Origin of the sequence: Streptomyces sp. YIM 121038 (genome assembly GCF_006088715.1) — a bacterium.
GTDB lineage: Bacteria > Actinomycetota > Actinomycetes > Streptomycetales > Streptomycetaceae > Streptomyces.
The window spans coordinates 7,288,282-7,306,773 of sequence record NZ_CP030771.1; the positions used below are offsets into that span (position 1 = coordinate 7,288,282).

The 18,492-nt window shown below is 73.3% G+C and carries 13 protein-coding genes; 8 read left to right on the forward strand and 5 right to left on the reverse strand.

Annotation, left to right across the window (positions count from 1 at the left end; all coding sequences use genetic code 11):
* Positions 1–195: 195 nt before the first annotated feature.
* A complete protein-coding gene (locus C9F11_RS31355) occupies positions 196–990 on the forward strand; it encodes an SDR family oxidoreductase (RefSeq protein ID WP_138962412.1) in 795 nt (264 codons plus the stop codon).
* Between the two features lie 279 nt (positions 991–1,269).
* Here the strand turns inward: C9F11_RS31355 and C9F11_RS31360 are convergent, their stop codons facing one another.
* Both C9F11_RS31360 and C9F11_RS31365 read right to left on the reverse strand, forming a co-directional pair.
* Entirely contained in the window at positions 1,270–2,322 is a 1,053-nt protein-coding gene (locus C9F11_RS31360; protein WP_138962413.1) for a DUF2637 domain-containing protein, read from the reverse strand.
* A 205-nt stretch (positions 2,323–2,527) separates the two neighbouring features.
* Positions 2,528–3,397, reverse strand: coding sequence for a (2Fe-2S)-binding protein (locus C9F11_RS31365; RefSeq protein ID WP_138962414.1), 870 nt, complete (start codon positions 3,395–3,397; stop codon positions 2,528–2,530).
* Between the two features lie 182 nt (positions 3,398–3,579).
* Here C9F11_RS31365 and C9F11_RS31370 point away from each other — a divergent pair, with 182 nt between their 5' ends.
* Positions 3,580–4,323, forward strand: coding sequence for a GntR family transcriptional regulator (locus C9F11_RS31370; RefSeq protein ID WP_138962415.1), 744 nt, complete (start codon positions 3,580–3,582; stop codon positions 4,321–4,323).
* Positions 4,324–4,582: 259 nt separating this feature from the next.
* Here C9F11_RS31370 and C9F11_RS31375 read toward each other — a convergent pair whose 3' ends face one another.
* Complete coding sequence (locus C9F11_RS31375; protein WP_308402333.1) at positions 4,583–4,981, reverse strand: ATP-binding protein; 399 nt, start codon at positions 4,979–4,981, stop codon at positions 4,583–4,585.
* 245 nt (positions 4,982–5,226) lie between these two features.
* Between C9F11_RS31375 and C9F11_RS31380 the strand changes: the two genes are divergently transcribed.
* On the forward strand, positions 5,227–8,328 hold the full coding sequence (locus C9F11_RS31380) for a glycoside hydrolase family 38 C-terminal domain-containing protein (protein ID WP_138962416.1): 3,102 nt from the start codon (positions 5,227–5,229) through the stop codon (positions 8,326–8,328).
* Between the two features lie 197 nt (positions 8,329–8,525).
* Here the strand turns inward: C9F11_RS31380 and C9F11_RS31385 are convergent, their stop codons facing one another.
* Positions 8,526–9,302 carry a hypothetical protein gene (locus C9F11_RS31385; RefSeq protein WP_138962417.1) on the reverse strand — a complete coding sequence of 259 codons (777 nt, stop codon included), beginning with the start codon at positions 9,300–9,302 and terminating at the stop codon, positions 8,526–8,528.
* A 163-nt stretch (positions 9,303–9,465) separates the two neighbouring features.
* Positions 9,466–11,223: a PucR family transcriptional regulator ligand-binding domain-containing protein gene (locus C9F11_RS31390; RefSeq protein ID WP_138962418.1), complete on the reverse strand. Its 1,758-nt coding sequence runs from the start codon at positions 11,221–11,223 to the stop codon at positions 9,466–9,468.
* Positions 11,224–11,705: 482 nt separating this feature from the next.
* On the opposite strand from C9F11_RS31390, the gene C9F11_RS31400 reads away from it, so the two are divergent.
* The 5 genes from C9F11_RS31400 to C9F11_RS31420 all read left to right on the forward strand — a co-directional run bounded on the left by C9F11_RS31400 (position 11,706) and on the right by C9F11_RS31420 (position 18,456).
* Entirely contained in the window at positions 11,706–12,596 is an 891-nt protein-coding gene (locus tag C9F11_RS31400; protein WP_138962419.1) for a xanthine dehydrogenase family protein subunit M, read from the forward strand.
* The gene (locus C9F11_RS31405; RefSeq protein WP_138962420.1) at positions 12,596–13,189 is read left to right on the forward strand and encodes a (2Fe-2S)-binding protein; all 594 of its coding nucleotides are present in this window, start codon (positions 12,596–12,598) and stop codon (positions 13,187–13,189) included. The genes C9F11_RS31400 and C9F11_RS31405 overlap by 1 nt, the downstream gene beginning before the upstream one ends.
* A gap of 4 nt (positions 13,190–13,193) precedes the next feature.
* Positions 13,194–15,584, forward strand: a complete 2,391-nt coding sequence (locus C9F11_RS31410; protein ID WP_138962421.1) for a molybdopterin cofactor-binding domain-containing protein — start codon at positions 13,194–13,196, stop codon at positions 15,582–15,584.
* A 218-nt stretch (positions 15,585–15,802) separates the two neighbouring features.
* Complete coding sequence (locus C9F11_RS31415; RefSeq protein WP_138962422.1) at positions 15,803–17,260, forward strand: NCS2 family permease; 1,458 nt, start codon at positions 15,803–15,805, stop codon at positions 17,258–17,260.
* Positions 17,261–17,301: 41 nt separating this feature from the next.
* Positions 17,302–18,456 (forward strand): XdhC/CoxI family protein, encoded by a 1,155-nt coding sequence (locus tag C9F11_RS31420; RefSeq protein WP_138962423.1) that lies wholly within the window; start codon positions 17,302–17,304, stop codon positions 18,454–18,456.
* Positions 18,457–18,492: the final 36 nt, after the last annotated feature.

The following is an 18,492-nucleotide window of genomic DNA, read 5'->3' on the forward strand; positions in this document are numbered from 1 at the left end:
CGCGCAGCGACGACAGCCCTCGGCAGCACCTGCGGCGAGGGCTGTCGCCCTGCGTGAAGCGGGCGACCTGGGCGTGTCCGCGTCCCTGATCCGCTTGCTTGGAGTGCACTCCAAAGTCATAGCGTTGAGACAGCTGAACCGAACACGCAACGCGTCGGCGCGTCATCCCGCACGACCGAACTGGAAAGGCGGCAAGTGGTACACAGCCAATTCACCACGCACGCAGAGCTTTTCGATCTGCGTGGAAAGCGCGCGCTCGTCACCGGTGGCACCCGAGGCATCGGAATGATGATCACGCGTGGCCTCCTCCAGGCGGGCGCCCGCGTGGTCATCAGCTCACGCGACGCGGAAGCGTGCGCTCAGGCGCAGGAACAACTGTCCCCGTTCGGTGAGGTGCGGGCCGTCCCCGCCGACCTGTCCCGCCACGACGAGTGCCGGCGACTGTCCGACCTCGTCACCGCCGACTCGGAGCATCTCGACATCCTCGTCAACAACGCGGGCACCCTGTGGGACGAGCCGCTGGCGACGTTCCCGGACGCGGCCTGGGACACGGTCGTCGACCTCAACCTGAAGGCGCCGTTCTGGCTGGTCCAGGCGCTGTTGCCCGCACTCCGCAGGGCGGGCACCGCCGACGATCCCGCGCGGATCGTCAACATCGGCAGCATCGCCGCCATCCACATCCCCCAGCGGCCCAACTACTCGTACTCCAGCAGCAAGGCCGCACTGCACCAGCTCACCAGAGTGCTCGCCAAGGAACTAGGACCGCAGCACGTCACCGTGAACGCTGTGGCGCCGGGACCGTTCCCGTCGACGATGATGGCCGCAACCCTCGATGAGTTCGGCGAGGCGATCGCGGCGTCGGCCCCACTGCGCCGGATCGGCCGCGACGACGACATGGCGGGTGTCGCCGTGTTCCTCGCCAGCCGGGCAGGCGCATACCTGACAGGCGCAGTGATCCCCGTCGACGGCGGCATCGCCACAACCGCCTAGGCCGACCGGGGCTTCCCGATCCGGGGGCTCCGCCCCCGTGCCCCCGTTTGTCGGCGCTCCGCGCCTCGTCCTCAAACGCCGGACGGGCTGGAAGTCCTCGGTGCGGGCCGCAGACGAGATCCGGTCGGCACCGGCAGCCATCCAGCCCGTCCGGCGTTTGAGGACGAGCGCGCCAGCGCGATGAAGGGGCGGGGTGCCAGGGGCGGCAGCCCATGGTTCGGGAAGGGGCGCCCGCGCGCGGAGCGCGCTCATGGGCACAGCGGGGCGCACCGCGAGGGGTCAGCCGAACTGCTGCTCAAGATCCTTCAGCTTGCGCTCCAGCGAGTCGAGGCGCGGAATCGTCTGCGTGTCGTCCTCGGCCGTGAGGTCGACCGTCACGGTCTCAGGACCGCCCTTGACGGCCTGGAGGGAGGGACGCGACCGTACGGGCAACTGCTCCTGCTGCGGCGGAGCCGCTATGGCAGGGTCCGCGCCGACCTGCGCGGACCCCACCGACTGCGTCACGGCCGGGACGTCGACCTGCCGGCCTCCGCGCCCGTGGTAGCCACGGCCCCGGCTGATGGCCTTCAGTTGCGCCCGCTCCAGCTTCTCCTGGTCGCGGCGGCGCGTGCGGGCCTGCTCCTTCTCGCGCCGGTCCTCGCGCACCTCCTCGACCGCCTCGTCGAGCGTGCGCACGCCCTCCAGGAGCATCAGCGACCACGCGCCGAACGTCTCCCGGGGCGCCCGCAGCCACCGTACGATCCGGATCTGCGGCAGCGGTCGCGGCACGAGGCCCTGCTCGCGCAGGGCGGCGCGGCGGGTCTGCTTGAGGGCCCGGTCGAAGAGGACGGCCGCGGACAGGGACATCCCGGCGAAGAACTGGGGCGCGCCCGCGTGGCCGAGGCCGCGTGGCGCGTGCACCCAGTTGAACCAGGCGGCGGCCCCCGCGAACGTCCACACCAGGAGCCGGGAGCCGAGCGCCGCGTCGCCGTGGCTGGCCTCGCGCACCGCGAGCACGGAGCAGAACATCGCGGCCCCGTCGAGCCCGAACGGCACCAGGTACTCCCAGCCGCCCGACAGGTTCAGGTTCTGCCGGCCGAAGCCGACCAGGCCGTGGAAGGAGAGGGCCGCGGCGACGGCCGCGCAGCAGAAGAGGAGGACGTAGGAGGCGGTGCCGTAGAGGGCTTCCTTGCGCCTGCGGCGCTCCTCGTTGCGTTCCCACGAGTCGTCGGCGGCGGCCGCCTTCGTCTGGGCTTTCTTGCCCCGTGCGAGCACCGCCACCGCCACCGCCATGCCCAAGAGCAGGACGCCGCCGGGCAGCAGCCAGTCCAGCGATATGTCGGTCAGTCTCATCTCGGGTCCCTTGCGTCGCGGTAGGGCGTTTCGGGCGCCATAGTGACCCACGCCCGACGGCGCTCAAGGGGTTTTCCGGCAAGAGGACGCCAAGTGGGTGGCAAGGACCGCGCCACGCCGGGAATCGTTCGAACTACTGCCAGGAATATGCGAGTTGAGTTCGAATAGGCGGGCGTGCGGGGGCCGCGGGACGGACCGGAGGGCGTCAGGCGGCGGCCGCGGCGGCCAGTTTGGCGGCGCGGTCCGTGTCGCACATGCGCGGGCAGGTGACGCAGGTCTCCTCGGGCCGCAGCGTGTAGAACATGCAGCAGCTCGCGCGGTCGCGGGTGGGCAGCTTCTCGCCGTTCGGCCCGGTCAGCTCGCGGAACGCGGCCGTGCCGACGTACGGCTTGGTGGCGCCGGGGAGCAGGCGCTCCAGCTCGGTGGTGGCGCGCCCCTCCTCGCCGAGGAGATGGGCGACGTACCAGATGCCCTCGACGATCTCGTCCGTCGCCATGGCCCACAGCGCGCGCCCGCGGCGGCGCATGCGCGGCCCGAAGCCGTCGAGCAGCGGCCCCAGGTGCTCGGCCACGGCGGCCCGCACCTCGGCGCGCAGCGCCTCCTCGTCCGGTACGACGGTGGCGCCGGGCAGCGCCGCCGCCGGGTCGTCGGGCAGGCAGGCGAAGGTGGTGGGGCGCACGGCCAGCGTGCCGAGCGCGCGCTGGAAGGAGACGTGCTCCACGGGGTAGCGCGGCACGCGGCGCTGCAGGAACCACGGCACGGTGATCAGCAGACAGGCGGGCCAGGCGTAGCGGTGCAGCGCGAAGCTGGCCACGACGTCGGGCCGGGCGCGCAGGCCGTAGTCCTTGAGGACCTGCGCGTCGTCCCAGGCGAGGAACTCCTCGAACTCCGGCCCGGCGGCGGCGAGCCGCTCGACCGGGACCCAGCCGTCGCCCCGGGGTGCCTGTTCGTCCTCGGCCAGCTCCTGGATCCGCAGCCCGGGGTACACCTCGGTGAGACGGGCGTAGGCGCCCGTGACGGAACTGTGGCGGGGCGCCGAGTGCCGGGCGCCGGGCTCCAGGGTGGGAAGGGACATGCGGGACCGCCGAATCACGATCGATTGCAGGTAAGCCTAACCTTACCCAACATGATCGAGGTTTCAACTGGAGTGCGGTCCGCCTAAGGTGCTTCTCGGGTGATTCGGGTCGTACGTTTCGCGTCCGGCGCGATCCCCTAGGTGCCGGGTGGGCCGCGGAAGCGCGGGAGCGGGAGGTAACAGTGGAGCGGGCCGGAGCGCGTGCGACGGGGGCCTCCGCCCGCTGCGCCGTCGCGAGGGTCCCGGGGCAGGCCGGGACGGGCAGCGGGGACCGGGGCGCGCCGGGGGAGCCGCCGGAGCGCGGCGGCGTGCGGCGCAGCTCCGTGCGCGGGCAGGTCCTCGACGCCCTGCGGGCCGCGCTCGTCGACGGCGACCTCGCGCCCGGCGAGGTGTACTCGGCGCCCGCCCTCGGGGAGCGCTTCGGCGTGTCCGCGACGCCCGTGCGCGAGGCCATGCAGCAGCTCGCCCTCGAAGGCGCGGTCGAGGTCGTGCCGAACCGGGGGTTCCGGGTCCTGCGGCGCGGGGCGCGGGAGCTCGGGGAGCTGGCCGAGGTGCGGGCCCTGATAGAGGTGCCGGTGATGCTGCGGCTCGCCCGCAGCGTGCCCGCCGGACGGTGGGAGGCGCTGCGGCCGCTCGCGGAGGCGACGGTGGTGGCCGCGGCGGCCGGCGACCGGGCCCGCTACGCGGACGCGGACCGGGCCTTCCACCGGGCCCTGCTCGGGCTCTCCGGCAACGGACAGCTCGTCCAGGTCGCCGACGACCTGCACCGGCGCTCCCAGTGGCCCCTCGTCACCGGCCCCGTCCACCCTCGCCGCGCCGACCTCGTCGCGGACGCGGCCGAGCACACGACCCTCCTGGACGCCCTGATCGCGGGCGACCTGCCGGTGGTGCACACGTTGGTGACGGAACACTTCGCGGGCAGCTGAGCCGTCGCGGCGCGCCCCGGGCCCGCCCCCTTCCCGAACCAGGGGCTGGCCGCCCCTGGCACCCCGCCCTTCATCGCGCTGCGCGCTCGTCCTCAAACGCCGGACGGGCTGGAAGTTCTCGGCGCGGGCCGCAGACGAGATCCGGTCCGCACCGGCAGCCATGCAGCCCGTCCGGCGTTTGAGGACGAGGCGCGGAGCGCCGACAAACGGGGGCGCGGGGGCGGAGCCCCCGGATCGGGAAGGGGCGCGGCCGTGAGGGCTAGAGGCCGTCCGCGTCCAGTTCGAACCACACCGCCTTGCCCACCCCGTGCGCCCGCACGCCCCACGCGTCCGCGAGGGACTGGACGAGCATCAGGCCGCGCCCGTGCGTGGCGTCGCCCGCCGCGGGCGTCCGCATCCGCGGCCGCCGTCCCACGAAGTCCCGGACCTCGACCCGCAGCCGCCGCGGCCCCACCGTCGCCGTCAGGACCGCGTCCCGGTCGGTGTGCACCAGGGCGTTCGTGACCAGCTCGCTGGTGAGGAGCTCGGCCACGTCGGACGAGCCGGAGCGCCCCCAGCGCCGCAGCAGGTCCCGCAGCGCCGCCCGCGCCTCGGACACCGCCCTGAGGTCGGAACGCCCCAGTCTGCGCCGCAGCTGGAGCCCGCTCTCACTCGTCACGCCGTCGACTTGATGGTCCTCTCGTCTCACCCGGGCCGCCCCCCGATCGACGGCGGCACCTCCTTGCGCGTACCTGACCATGACCCCCGCCCACAAGTCCGTCATCGAACATGCTCACGGGATGCATGCCCGCCCCACTTGGGCCCACTCATGTCCATTCGTCAACCAACGAAGTGGATGCGCCGATGGGTTGAGGGGAAGTGAAGCCGAGTACCACTCGGGATCGACCATGTGGAGGAGTCGCCGTGCACGACGACCGACGTCTGGTGGAGGAGCGCCTGGAACGCGTGGTGCGGCAGTTCGTCCGCCCCGCCCAGTACGCGGACCGCGTGCCGCTCGCGCTCTCCGTGTGGCACCCGCCCGGCGACGGGGCCTCCCCTGCTCGAGCGGAGCCGAGAGCTTGGGGAACCGTGCCCGTCGCCGAGGCGCTCGCGGCGGCGTACGAGCCCTTCGACACCGGTACCGCCTGGGGAAGGCCCTGGTCGACGAGTTGGTTCCGGATGGAGGGGCAGGTGCCGCAGGCGTGGCGCGGGCGGCGGGTGGAGGTGGTCGTCGATCCGGGGTTCACCGGCGAGGGGCCCGGGTTCCAGGCGGAGGGCCTGGTCCACGACGCCTCCGGGGTCCCGCTCAAGGGCATTCACCCGCGCAACCGGCACGTACCCGTCGCGGACCCCGCCGAGGGCGGCGAGCCGGTGCACCTGTTGCTTGAGGCGGCGGCCAACCCGGCGGTCCTGCACGACTTCGTGCCGACCCGGCTCGGCGACGTCCTGACCGCGGGCGATCGGCCGATGTACCGATTCGCCGCTGCCGACCTGGCCGTACTCGACGAGGCCGTCTGGCATCTGCTCCTGGACATCGAGGTCCTGTCGGAGCTGATGGGCGAGCTGGACGCGGCGCGCCCGCGGCGCCACGAGATCCTGCGCGCCCTGGAGGACATGCTCGACGCGCTCGACCTGCACGACGTGCGGGGGACCGCCGCGGCGGCGCGCGCGGAGCTGGCCGAGGTGCTCGCGCGGCCCGCGCACGCCAGCTCCCACCGCGTATCGGCCGCCGGGCACGCGCACATCGACTCGGCGTGGCTGTGGCCGCTGCGCGAGACGGTGCGCAAGGCGTCCCGGACGTTCGCCAACGTGACGGCGCTCGCGCGTGACTATCCGGAGTTGGTCTTCGCCTGTTCGCAGGCGCAGCAGTACGCGTGGGTGAAGGAGCACCAGCCGCACATCTGGGAGCGGATCAAGAAGGCGGTGGCGGTTGGCCAGTGGGCGCCCGTCGGCTCGATGTGGGTGGAGTCGGACGCGAACATGCCGGGCGGGGAGGCCCTGGCCCGGCAGATCGTGCACGGGAAGCGGTTCTTCCAGGAGGAGTTCGGGGTCGACACCGAGGAGATCTGGCTGCCGGACTCCTTCGGGTACACGGCCGCCTTCCCGCAGCTCGCGCGGCTCGCGGGCGTGCGCTGGTTCCTCACCCAGAAGCTGAGCTGGAACCAGTCCAACAAGATGCCCCACCACACGTTCTGGTGGGAGGGCATCGACGGCACCCGCGTCTTCACGCACTTCCCGCCCGTGGACACGTACAACTCCCAGTTCCTCGGCTCCGAACTGGCCCACGCCGAGCGGAACTTCGCCGAGAAGGGGCGGGCGACCCGCTCCCTGGTGCCGTTCGGCTGGGGCGACGGCGGGGGCGGGCCCACCCGCGAGATGCTGGAGCGGGCCCGCAGGCTGCGCTCCCTAGAGGGCTCGCCCCGGGTCGAGATCGAGCGGCCCTCGGCGTTCTTCGCGGCGGCCGAGGAGGAGTACGGCGAGCGGGCACCGGTGTGGTCCGGCGAGCTGTATCTGGAGCTGCACCGGGCGACGTACACGACGCAGGCGGCGACCAAGCGCGGCAACCGGCGCAGCGAACACGCCCTGAGGGAAGCCGAGTTGTGGTGCGCGACGGCCGCGCTCAAGGACCCCGCGTACGCCTATCCGTACGACGCCCTCGACCGGCTGTGGAAGACGGTCCTGCTGCACCAGTTCCACGACATCCTGCCGGGTTCGTCCATCGCGTGGGTGCACCGGGAGGCGCGGGACACCTACGCGCGCGTGCTCGCCGAGCTCGACGCCCTCACGGCCGACGCGGTACGCCACCTCGGCGCCGGTGACGTCTGCGTCCTGAACGCGTCGCCGTACGCGCGCAGCGAGGTCGTCGAGCACGACGGCGTGCTCACGCAGGTGCACGTGGGCCCGCTCGGCACCCGCAGCCTCGCCGTCGCCGCGGGCCACGAGCGTGCCCCGGTGGCGGTGACGTCGGCGACGCGGACCGGCGCCGAGATCATCCTGACGAACGAGCACCTGCGCGTCACCATCGGTGCCGACGGGCTGCTCGCCTCCGTGCGGGACCTGGACCACGACCGCGAGGTCCTCGCCCCCGGGTCCCGCGGCAACCTCCTCCAGCTGCACCCGGACCACCCCACCCGCTACGACGCCTGGGACCTGGACGAGCACTACCGTCACCGGCACGCCGACCTGACGGACGCCGAGTCCGTGGAGCTGGTCGAGGACGGGCCGCTGCGCGCCTCCGTGCGCGTCGTCCGCGCCTTCGGCGCGGGCTCGCGGATCACGCAGGAGCTGCGGCTCGCGGCGGGCAGCCGCCGCCTCGACGTGGTCACGGACGTGGACTGGCGCGAGTCGGAGAAGGTGCTCAAGGCCGCGTTCCCGCTGGACGTGCACGCCGAACGGTCCACGGCGGAGATCCAGTTCGGGCACGTGCACCGGCCGACGCACGCCAACACCGGCTGGGACGCGGCCCGGTTCGAGATCTGCGCGCACCGGTGGCTGCGGGTGGGCGAGGACGGGTACGGGGTCGCGGTCCTCAACGACTCGACGTACGGCCATGACGTGACGCGCGCCGAGCACGCCGACGGGCTCGGCACGACCGTGCGCCTCACGCTCCTTCGGGCGCCGCACAGCCCCGACCCGGACACGGACGTGGGGCCGCACCGGTTCACGTACGCGCTGCTCCCGGGGGCGGAGGTCGGGGACGCCGTGGCCGAGGGGCTCGCGCTGAACCTGCCGGTGCGGGTGGCGGAGGCGGGGGACGTGGCGCCGCTCGTGCGGGTCGACCATCCGGGGGTGACGGTGGAGTCGGTGAAGCTCGCGGAGGACCGGAGCGGGGACGTGGTGGTGCGGCTGTACGAGTCCCGGGGCGGGCGGGCTCGGGCGGTGCTGACCTCGGCGTTTCCTGTCGCCCGTGCGGAGGTCACGGATCTGCTCGAGCGGCCCCTGCGGTCCGCCTCCACCACCGGCGCGGGGCTCTCCCTCTCCTTGCGGCCCTTTCAGATTCTGACGCTCAGGCTCCGACCGGCGTAGCCCTCGCGGGGCTCCCCGCTGTGCCCATTAGCGCGCTCCGCGCGCGGGCGCCCCTTCCCGATCCCTGGGGGCTCCGCCCCCAGACCCCCGCTCCTCAAACGCCGGAGGGGCTGGAATACAGCGCCGCTTTCGGGGGTCCAAGGGGGCGGAGCCCCCTTGTTCGGGAAGGGGCGGGCCTGGGGCGCACCCGCGAGGGACTACGCCGCCGGGGCCGGTGGGGTGAGTTGGGGGGCCAGCCAGGAGGGGACGCCGCCCAGGAGGCGGAAGAGGCGGGTGGCTTCGGCGCGGAGGCGGGAGGCCTCGGGCTCGGGCTCGGCGTCGGCGAGGGCGGCGAGGGCCGGGGCCGTGCCGACGAGGAAGCCCAACTCCTCCCGGAGGCGCAGGGATTCGGTGAAGCCGTGCCGGGCCTCCGCCAACTCGCCCTCGCGCAGGGCGAGTCCGGCGAGGTGCCGCCAGGTGAAGGAGAGCAGGAGGGAGTCCTCGTGCGCGGTGGCCCCGGCGTGGGCGCGCCGGTACGCGGCCCGCGCGGCCTGCGGCGAGTCGGCGAGGTGCTCGGCGACCAGGCCGCGGCGGAAGTCCAGGAGGGCCCGCCCCGCGGCCCCGGGCGCGAGCAGCGCGGCGGCGCGGCCGAGCGCGGTACGGGCCTCGTCGGCGCGGTCGCGCACGCCCAACACGGTCGCGGCGTAGGCGAGTTGGCCGCGCTCGCAGGCGGCGGCGCCGCGCGCGTCGTCATCGTCGGCGACGGCCTCCGCCGTCCGCAGGCCGTCCTCGGCCTCGGCCCAGCCCTCCCCGGTGAACAGGCAGCGCTCGACGAGCAGCGAGGTTCTCTGGAGCGCGGCGGCCGCGCCCTGCCGGGGCGCGAGCAGTGCTGCGGCGTCGGTCCAGCAGCCGCGCGAGCGCAGCCGCCATACCGCGGTCTGGAGTGGATCGTGCCCTGAGCCATTTCCCGTACCAGACATGGCGGTATGCGCCACGTTGCCCTCCCCTAGCGCACCATTGAGCTGTTGAGTCGTGGGCGAATCTCAGCACGGATCGGCGCGTGGGGCCAAGGGGGTGGGTGAAGGATTTCACAAAGTTGAGGGAGGCGGATGGTGTGGTTTTGGGCTGAACCGACCGGCGCACGCCCGCGCCCGTGGCTCAGCTCATCCGCAATGCCAAGAAGAAATCCAGCTTGTCCTCCAGGCGCGCGAGGTCACGGCCCGTCAACTGCTCGATTCGGCCCACGCGGTAGCGCAGTGTGTTGACGTGCAGGTGCAGCCGGGTCGCGCAGCGCGTCCAGGAGCCGTCGCAGTCGAGGAACGCCTCCAGGGTGGGGATGAGCTCCGCGCGGTGGCGGCGGTCGTACTCCCGCAGCGGATCGAGGAGGCGGGCCGTGAACGCGCGGCGCACGTCGTCGGGCACGAACGGCAGCAGCAGCACGTGGGAGGCCAGCTCCTGGTGGCCCGCGGCGCAGACCCGGCCGGGGCGGGCGGCCGCGACCCGGCGGGCGTGCCGGGCCTCCTCCAGGGCGCCGCGCAGGCCCTCCGCGGAGTGCACGGCCGCGCTGACGCCGAGGGTGAGGCGGCCGTCGTCGGCGAGGCCCGCCGTCAGGGGCTCGCGCACGGCGGCGAGGAGCGCGTCGGCGAGCAGGCCCGCGTCGCCGCCCTCGGCCTCCGGGGACATCGCGGGCAGCGGCACGAGCGCGATGGCCTCGTCACCGGTGTGCGCGACGGCGATCCGGTCGGAGGGGTCGGGGCCCGCGGTCGCCGGGTCGACGAGGATCTCCTCCAGGAGCGCCTGGGCGACCGGGCCGCTCTCGATGCCCGCGCGGCGCCCGCCGTCGATCGAGGACCCCGAGGGCTCGCCCGCCCGGCGCCCGCCGGCGTCGGCCGCGGGCCCGCCCTGGACCTCGTCCCACTCCACGCGGGCCACCACGACCTGCCAGTGCGGGGCCGCGCCGAGTCCGGGAAGGAGCACCGGCGCCGCGACCCGCAGACGGGCGGCGATCTCGGCGGGCGCGGCACCCGTCTGGACCAGTTCGAGGACCTCCTGCGCCAGGCGGCGGCGCACGGTGCGGGCCGCGTCCCTGCGGTCCCGCTCGACGGCGATCAGCTGGGTGACGCCCTGGAGCAGGTCGAGCCGCTCCTCGGGCCAGTCGCCCGCGTCGGCCTCGACGGCGAGCAGCCAGTCGGACAGGACGGTCTCGCGGACGTCCCGGGAGGCGCCCGCGCTGCCCCGGCCGCTGGAGCGGATGGGGAACAGCGAGTACGTGACCCCGTCCACGCCCACCCGGTGCGGTCCGCGCCGCCCGGTGCGGGCGGCGGCCAGGTGCTCTCCGGCGAGCCGCGCGCGGATCCGGGCCGAGAGGCCGGGCGCGCCCGCGGCCGCCCCGGCGATGGCGCGTCCGGCGGGGGACAGGACCCAGGCGCGCAGGTCCAGGTCGGAGCCGAGCAGGTCGAGCACCACGTCCGGGCCGCCGCCCGCGGGGCCCGACGTCATCAGGCGCCGGTGCCGGTCCACGACGGCCGCGAGGTCCCCGGCGCGCTCGCCCGAGACCTGGCGCACGACGTGCTCGGTGATCGTTGCGAACGCCACCGACTCGTTGACGGCGAAGAGCGGGAGCCGGTGGCGGGCGCAGGCCTCGACGAGGTCGTCGGGGATGTCGCCCAGCTCGGCCTCGCCCGCCGCGAGCGCCGCCACCCCGGCGGTCGCGAGGATCCGTACGAACGGCTCCGTGTCGGCGGCGTCCCGGCGCCAGGCGAGGCCGGTGAGCACCAGCTCGCCGCCGCCCAGGTAGCGGCTGGGGTCGCGCAGGTCCGTGGTCATCACGCCCCGGACGGTGCGGTCGAGCTCGTCCTCGCCGCCGAGCAGCCTGAGGCCAAGGGCGTCGGTGTCAAGGAGTGCGCGCAGCCGCATCGTGTCGTCGCCGCCGATCTGTCTCGATTTCGTGTGTGCCCGGCCGCGCCGGGGGTTCCGGGGACCGCGGGCCCCTGTGTCCTGGCGGTTTCCCGGGGGAAGCCGCGAGGTGACCGGGGCCTGTTCTTCATACGAATCTACAAGACTCACGGCTTGGCCAGCCAACTCCTTCATGGTTTCAGTGACTGACCCCATGGGAGGAGCGGGCGGTGTACTTGCCCCACTCCGCGTTAACAGCACATGAACGAGCAGTCGAGAGGCCGGCGGCCCACGTGGCCGGATCGATCGCCTCCACTCGGATGTCGCGCCACCGCCACCACCCGGAAGGCGGACGGCCGCGTCCCCCGGAAGACCGCGCCCGGCGTTCACGATCAGCAACAGCGCCACCGGTCACGAAGCATCGCGTACCAGCACGGCGTACCGGTACCGCGTACGCACACCGAGCACGATGACGACGCACGATTACGAAGAGAGAGCCACTCATGGACTTCCTTCGCCCCGCCAGCTGGGAGGAGGCGCTCGCCGCGAAGGCCGAGCACCCCACGGCTGTGCCGATCGCGGGTGGCACCGATGTCATGGTCGAGATCAACTTCGACCACCGGCGTCCGGAGTACCTCCTGGACCTCAACCGCATCGGTGAGCTGCGGGAGTGGGAGGTCGGCGCGGACTCCGTCCGGCTCGGCGCCTCCGTTCCGTACACCGACATCATGGAGCACCTGCGCGCCGAGCTGCCCGGCCTCGCGCTCGCCTCGCACACCGTGGCGTCCCCGCAGATCCGCAACCGCGGCGGGGTCGGCGGCAACCTGGGCACCGCGTCCCCGGCCGGTGACGCCCACCCGGCGCTCCTCGCCGCGGGCGCCGAGGTCGAGGCGGAGTCCGTGCGCGGCACCCGGCTGATCCCGATCGACGACTTCTACACCGGGGTGAAGCGCAACGCGCTCGCCCCGGACGAGCTGATCAGGGCCGTGCACATCAAGAAGGCGGAAGGCCCGCAGCAGTACTCGAAGGTCGGCACCCGCAACGCGATGGTCATCGCCGTGTGCGCCTTCGGCATCGCGCTGCACCCCGGGACCCGCACCGTGCGCACCGGCATCGGCTCGGCCGCCCCCACCCCGATCCGGGCGAAGGCCGCCGAGGAGTTCCTGAACGCGGCCCTGGAGGAGGGCGGCTTCTGGGACAGCAAGAAGATCATCACCCCGTCGGTCGCCAAGCAGTTCGCGGACCTCGTCTCCGGCGCCGCCAACCCGATCGACGACGTCCGCGGCACGGCGAGCTACCGCCGCCACGCCGTCGGCATCATGGCCCGCCGCACGCTCGGCTGGACCTGGGAGTCCTACCGCGGCACGGGCCGCGGCACGGAGGGAGTCGCGTAATGCGTGTCAACTTCACGGTCAACGGCCGTCCGCAGGAAGCCGACGACGTGTGGGAGGGCGAGTCCCTGCTGTACGTGCTGCGCGAGCGGCTCGGTCTGCCCGGTTCGAAGAACGCCTGCGAGCAGGGCGAGTGCGGCTCCTGCACCGTCCGGCTCGACGGGGTGCCGGTGTGCGCCTGCCTGGTCGCGGCCGGACAGGTGGAGGGCCGCGAGGTCGTCACCGTCGAGGGCCTCGCGGACTTCGCCAAGCAGCGCGCGGAGCACGGCGGTTGCGCCCCCGGCGCCACCGGCTCCTGCGGGGTCTCCCTGGACCAGGCCAAGCGCTGGCAGGCCGGGCCCGCCGACTCCCGCGCCGGCGAGGGCGCCGAACTCTCGCCCGTCCAGCAGGCGTTCATCGACGCGGGCGCCGTCCAGTGCGGCTTCTGCACCCCGGGCCTGCTCGTCGCCGCCGACGAGATGCTGGAGCGCAACCCGGACCCGACGGACGCCGACATCCGCGAGGCCCTCTCCGGCAACCTGTGCCGCTGCACGGGCTACGAGAAGATCCTGGACGCGGTCCGCCTCGCCGCCGCGCGCCAGACCCAGGAGGTCTGAGGACATGGCCGACACCCGCACCACGGGCATCCCCGCCGACGTCACCCAGGGCTCGCAGACCAAGGGCGGCATCGGCGAGTCCACGCTCCGCCCGGACGGCATCCTCAAGGTCACCGGCGAGTTCGCGTACTCGTCCGACATGTGGCACGAGGACATGCTGTGGGGCCAGATCCTGCGCTCCCCGGTCGCGCACGCCGAGATCGTGTCCATCGACACCGGCGAGGCCCTGGCGACCGCGGGCGTCTACGCGGTCCTCACCCACGACGACCTGCCGACCGACGTGAAGAACTACGGCCTGGAGATCCAGGACACCCCGGTCCTCGCGCACGGCAAGGTCCGCCACCACGGCGAGCCGGTGGCCCTCGTGGCCGCCGACCACCCGGAGACCGCGCGCCGCGCCGCCGCCAAGATCAAGGTCGAGTACCGCGAGCTGCCCGTCATCACCGACGAGGCGAGCGCGACGGCGCCGGGCGCGGTCCTCGTCCACGAGGGCCGCGACGACCACCACGCGGGCCACGTCCCGCACCCGAACGTCGTGCACCGCCAGCCGATCGTCCGCGGCGACGCGGACGAGGCGGCGAAGCGGGCCGACGTGATCGTCACGGGCGACTACACCTTCGGCATGCAGGACCAGGCCTTCCTCGGCCCCGAGTCCGGCCTGGCCGTGCCCGGCGAGGACGGCGGCGTCGACCTGTACGTGGCCACCCAGTGGCTGCACTCGGACCTCAAGCAGATCGCCCCGGTCCTCGGCCTGCCCGAGGAGAAGGTCCGGATGACGCTCGCCGGGGTCGGCGGCGCGTTCGGCGGCCGCGAGGACCTGTCGATGCAGATCCACGCCTGCCTCCTGGCACTGCGCACCGGCAAGCCCGTCAAGATCGTCTACAACCGCTTCGAGTCCTTCTTCGGGCACGTTCACCGCCACCCCGCCAAGCTCCACTACGAGCACGGGGCCACCAAGGACGGCAAGCTCACCCACATGAAGTGCCGGATCGTCCTGGACGGCGGCGCGTACGCCTCCGCGTCCCCGGCCGTGGTCGGCAACGCCTCCTCGCTGAGCGTCGGCCCGTACGTGATCGACGACGTGGACATCGAGGCCGTCGCGCTCTACACCAACAACCCGCCCTGCGGCGCCATGCGCGGCTTCGGCGCGGTCCAGGCGTGCTTCGCGTACGAGGCGCAGATGGACAAGCTGGCCGCGAAGCTCGGCCTGGACCCCGTGGAGTTCCGGCAGCTCAACGCCATGGAGCAGGGCACGATCATGCCGACCGGGCAGCCGGTCGACTCGCCCGCACCGGTCGCCGAACTCCTGCGCCGGGTCAAGGCGATGCCGCTGCCGCCGGAGCGCCAGTGGGAGACCACCGAGGGCTCGGACGTGCGCCAGCTGCCCGGCGGCCTGTCCAACACCACGCACGGCGAGGGCGTCGTCCGCGGCGTCGGCTACGCCGTCGGCATCAAGAACGTCGGCTTCTCGGAGGGCTTCGACGACTACTCGACGGCCCGGGTCCGCATGGAGGTCGTCGCGGGCGAGCCGGTCGTCACCGTGCACACCGCGATGGCCGAGGTCGGCCAGGGCGGCGTCACCGTGCACGCGCAGATCGCCCGCACCGAGCTGGGCGTCACCCAGGTGACGATCCACCCGGCCGACACCCAGGTGGGCAGCGCGGGCTCGACGTCCGCGTCCCGGCAGACGTACGTCACCGGCGGCGCGGTCAAGAACTCCTGCGAGGCCGTGCGCGAGCGGGTCCTTGAGCTGGGCCGCGCCAAGTTCGGCACGTACCACCCGGCGTGGGCCACCGCCGAACTCCTCCTGGAGGGCGGCAAGGTCGTCACCGACGGCGGCGAGGTCCTGGCCGACCTCGTGGACGTCCTGGAGGGCGAGGCCGTCGACGTCGAGCTGGAGTGGCGCCACCGGCCCACCGAGCCCTTCGACCTGCGCACCGGACAGGGCAACGGCCACGTCCAGTACTCCTTCGCCGCGCACCGCGCCGTCGTCGAGGTCGACACCGAGCTCGGCCTCGTCAAGGTCATCGAACTGGCCTGCGCGCAGGACGTCGGCAAGGCGCTCAACCCGCTCTCCGTCCTCGGCCAGATCCAGGGCGGCACCATCCAGGGCATGGGCATCGCGGTGATGGAGGAGATCGTCGTCGACCCCGAGACCGCGAAGGTCAGGAACCCGTCCTTCACGGACTATCTGCTCCCGACCATCCTCGACACGCCGACCATCCCGGTCGACGTGCTCGAACTCGCCGACGAGCACGCCCCGTACGGGCTGCGCGGCATCGGCGAGGCCCCGACCCTGTCGTCGACGCCCGCGGTCCTCGCCGCCATCAGGAACGCGACGGGACTCGAACTGAACAGGACGCCGGTCCGCCCGGAGCACCTCACCGGAACCTGACCGGCCCCCCGCTCTCCGGGCGGTGTGCGCCTCCCAGGAACGTCACACTTCCCTCAGCCCACACCGCCCGGAGCTCCAAGTACCGCGCCGCTCGCGGTCCTCGTGCTCCCTGTGAGCCCCCGTTCGTCTCGGGCCGTCCCCCGGGTCGTGCAGCCAGTCACCATCCCAAATCCCGCGGCTTCACGCGGGTGCCCCTGTGAACCTTGGGAGTAGGCACCATGACCCAGCAGTCCCTGGAGCCCAAGACCACCGCGGAGGACGCGGGCCGCGGCTCGCGCGTCCCCGCCGGGCGGTCTTGGCTCGACCGGTACTTCCACATATCCCACCGGGGATCGACGGTCGCGCGTGAGGTGCGCGGCGGCATCACGACCTTCATGGCGATGGCGTACATCGTCCTGCTCAACCCGCTGATCCTGTCCGGCAAGGACGCCGCGGGCGACACGATGGGGCAGAAGGCCCTCATCACCGCGACGGCCTTCGCCGCGGCCGTCACCACCCTGCTCATGGGCTTCGTCGGCAAGGTGCCGCTCGCCCTGGCGGCCGGGCTCTCGGTGTCCGGGGTGATCGCCTCCCAGGTGGCGCCCGAGATGACCTGGCCGCAGGCCATGGGCATGTGTGTGATGTACGGCGCCGTGATCATGCTTCTGGTGGTCACCGGGCTCCGCGAGCTGATCATGAACGCGATCCCGCTCGCCCTCAAACACGGCATCACCATGGGCATCGGCCTGTTCATCGCCATCATCGGCCTGGTCAAGGGCGGCTTCGTCCACCAGGGCAAGGCGACCCCGCTCACCCTGGGCCCCACCGGTGAGCTGGCCGGGTGGCCCGTCCTGCTCTTCGCGGGCACACTGCTGCTGATCTTCATGCTCCAGGCCCGCGAGACGCCCGGCGCGATCCTCATCGGCATCGTGACCGGCACGGTCGTCGCCGTCGTCCTGAACGCGCTGGACGTCATCGACCCGAAGCAGTGGGCCAACGGCGCTCCCGAACTGCACGGCGGCGCCGTCTCCACACCCGACTTCTCGCTCTTCGGAGACGTCGAGTTCGGCGGCTGGGGCGAGGTCGGCGCGATGACCGTCGGCATGATCGTCTTCACCCTGGTCCTCGCGGGCTTCTTCGACGCCATGGCCACGATCATCGGCGTCGGCACCGAGGCCAACCTCGCCGACGACAAGGGCCGCATGCCCGGCCTGTCCAAGGCCCTGTTCATCGACGGCGCGGGCGGCGCGATCGGCGGCGTCGCCGGCGGCTCCGGCCAGACCGTCTTCGTGGAGTCCGCGACGGGCGTGGGAGAGGGCGCCCGTACGGGCCTGGCCTCGGTCGTCACCGGACTGTTCTTCGCCGCGTGCCTGTTCTTCACGCCGGTGACCGCGATCGTCCCGCAGGAGGTCGCGTCCGCCGCGCTCGTCGTCATCGGAGCGATGATGATGATGAACGCCCGGCACGTCGACTGGGCCGACCGAGCCACCGCGATCCCGGTCTTCCTGACCGTGGTCCTGATGCCCTTCACCTACACCATCACCACCGGTGTGGCCGCGGGCGTCATCAGCTGGGTCGCCATCAAGGTCGCCCAGGGCAAGGCGCGGGAGATCGGGGCCTTCATGTGGGGCCTGACCGTGGTCTTCCTCGTGTACTTCGCCCTCAACCCGATAGAGAGCTGGCTGGGCGTCCACTAGGCGCACCGGCTCGACGTATGCGAACCCCCAAGGAGACCGACATGCTGGACATCGCCGAGGAGCTGCACCGGTGGGTCGAGCAGGGGCGTGACTTCGCGGTGGCCACCGTGGTGGCGACCGGCGGCAGCGCGCCCCGGCAGCCCGGCGCCGCGCTCGCCGTCGACCGTGACGGCACGGCGATCGGCTCGGTCTCCGGCGGCTGTGTCGAGGGCGCCGTCTACGCGCTGTGCCAGCAGGCCCTGGAGGACGGCGAGACCGTCGTCGAGCGCTTCGGCTACAGCGACGAAGACGCCTTCGCCGTGGGCCTGACCTGCGGCGGCGTCATCGACATCCTGATCACACCGGTCCGGGCGGACGCTCCCGCGCGGCCGGTGTTCGCCGCCGCGCTCGGTGCCGCCGCCCGGGGCGGGGCGGCGGCGCTGGCACGGATCACCGCGGGCCCCGACGAGCTGCTCGGCCGCGCGCTGCTGGTGCGCGGCGACGACGGGGCCCGCGCCCACGAGGGCGGCCTCGGGGGCCACCCCGAGCTGGACCGGACGGTGGCGGGGGAGGCCCGCGCCCTGCTCGACGCCGGGCGCACGGGCACCGTGGAGATCGGCGCCGACGGCTCCCGCTGCGGGCAGCCGCTCACCGTCCTGGTCGAGTCGTCCGTGCCGCCGCCCCGGATGATCGTCTTCGGTGCGATCGACTTCGCCTCGGCGCTCGTACGGGTCGGCAAGTTCCTCGGCTACCACGTGACCGTGTGCGACGCGCGCCCCGTCTTCGCGACCCGCGTCCGCTTTCCCGATGCCGACGAGATCGTGGTGCGCTGGCCGCACGAGTACCTCGCGGACACCGAGGTCGACGGCCGCACCGTGCTGTGCGTGCTCACCCACGACGCCAAGTTCGACGTGCCGCTGCTCCGTCTCGCGCTGCGCCTCCCGGTCGCCTACGTCGGCGCGATGGGCTCGCGCCGCACCCACCTGGACCGCGAGGCGCGGCTGCGCGAGGTCGGCGTCACGGAGCTGGAGCTGGCCCGGCTCCGCTCCCCGATCGGCCTCGACCTCGGGGCGCGGACGCCCGAGGAGACCGCGCTCTCCATCGCGGCGGAGGTCGTGGCGAACCGCAGGGGCGGCGGCGGCCGCTCCCTGACGGGCGCCCACACCCCCATCCACCACGACGCTCCGCCGCCCCGCGGCATCACCTCGGTGGCGTGAGCCACGGCCCCGCGCGCCCTTCGCCGCGCCCGTGCC

What these genes read in the sequence shown, in the direction of transcription:
- C9F11_RS31360 (WP_138962413.1), bottom strand. Translation starts at nt 2,322, where the DNA reads ATGAGACTGACCGACATATCGCTGGACTGGCTGCTGCCCGGCGGCGTC.
- C9F11_RS31365 (WP_138962414.1), bottom strand. Translation starts at nt 3,397, where the DNA reads ATGTCCCTTCCCACCCTGGAGCCCGGCGCCCGGCACTCGGCGCCCCGC.
- C9F11_RS31390 (WP_138962418.1), bottom strand. Translation starts at nt 11,223, where the DNA reads ATGCGGCTGCGCGCACTCCTTGACACCGACGCCCTTGGCCTCAGGCTG.
- C9F11_RS31400 (WP_138962419.1), top strand. Translation starts at nt 11,706, where the DNA reads ATGGACTTCCTTCGCCCCGCCAGCTGGGAGGAGGCGCTCGCCGCGAAG.
- C9F11_RS31405 (WP_138962420.1), top strand. Translation starts at nt 12,596, where the DNA reads ATGCGTGTCAACTTCACGGTCAACGGCCGTCCGCAGGAAGCCGACGAC.
- C9F11_RS31410 (WP_138962421.1), top strand. Translation starts at nt 13,194, where the DNA reads ATGGCCGACACCCGCACCACGGGCATCCCCGCCGACGTCACCCAGGGC.
- C9F11_RS31415 (WP_138962422.1), top strand. Translation starts at nt 15,803, where the DNA reads ATGACCCAGCAGTCCCTGGAGCCCAAGACCACCGCGGAGGACGCGGGC.
- C9F11_RS31420 (WP_138962423.1), top strand. Translation starts at nt 17,302, where the DNA reads ATGCTGGACATCGCCGAGGAGCTGCACCGGTGGGTCGAGCAGGGGCGT.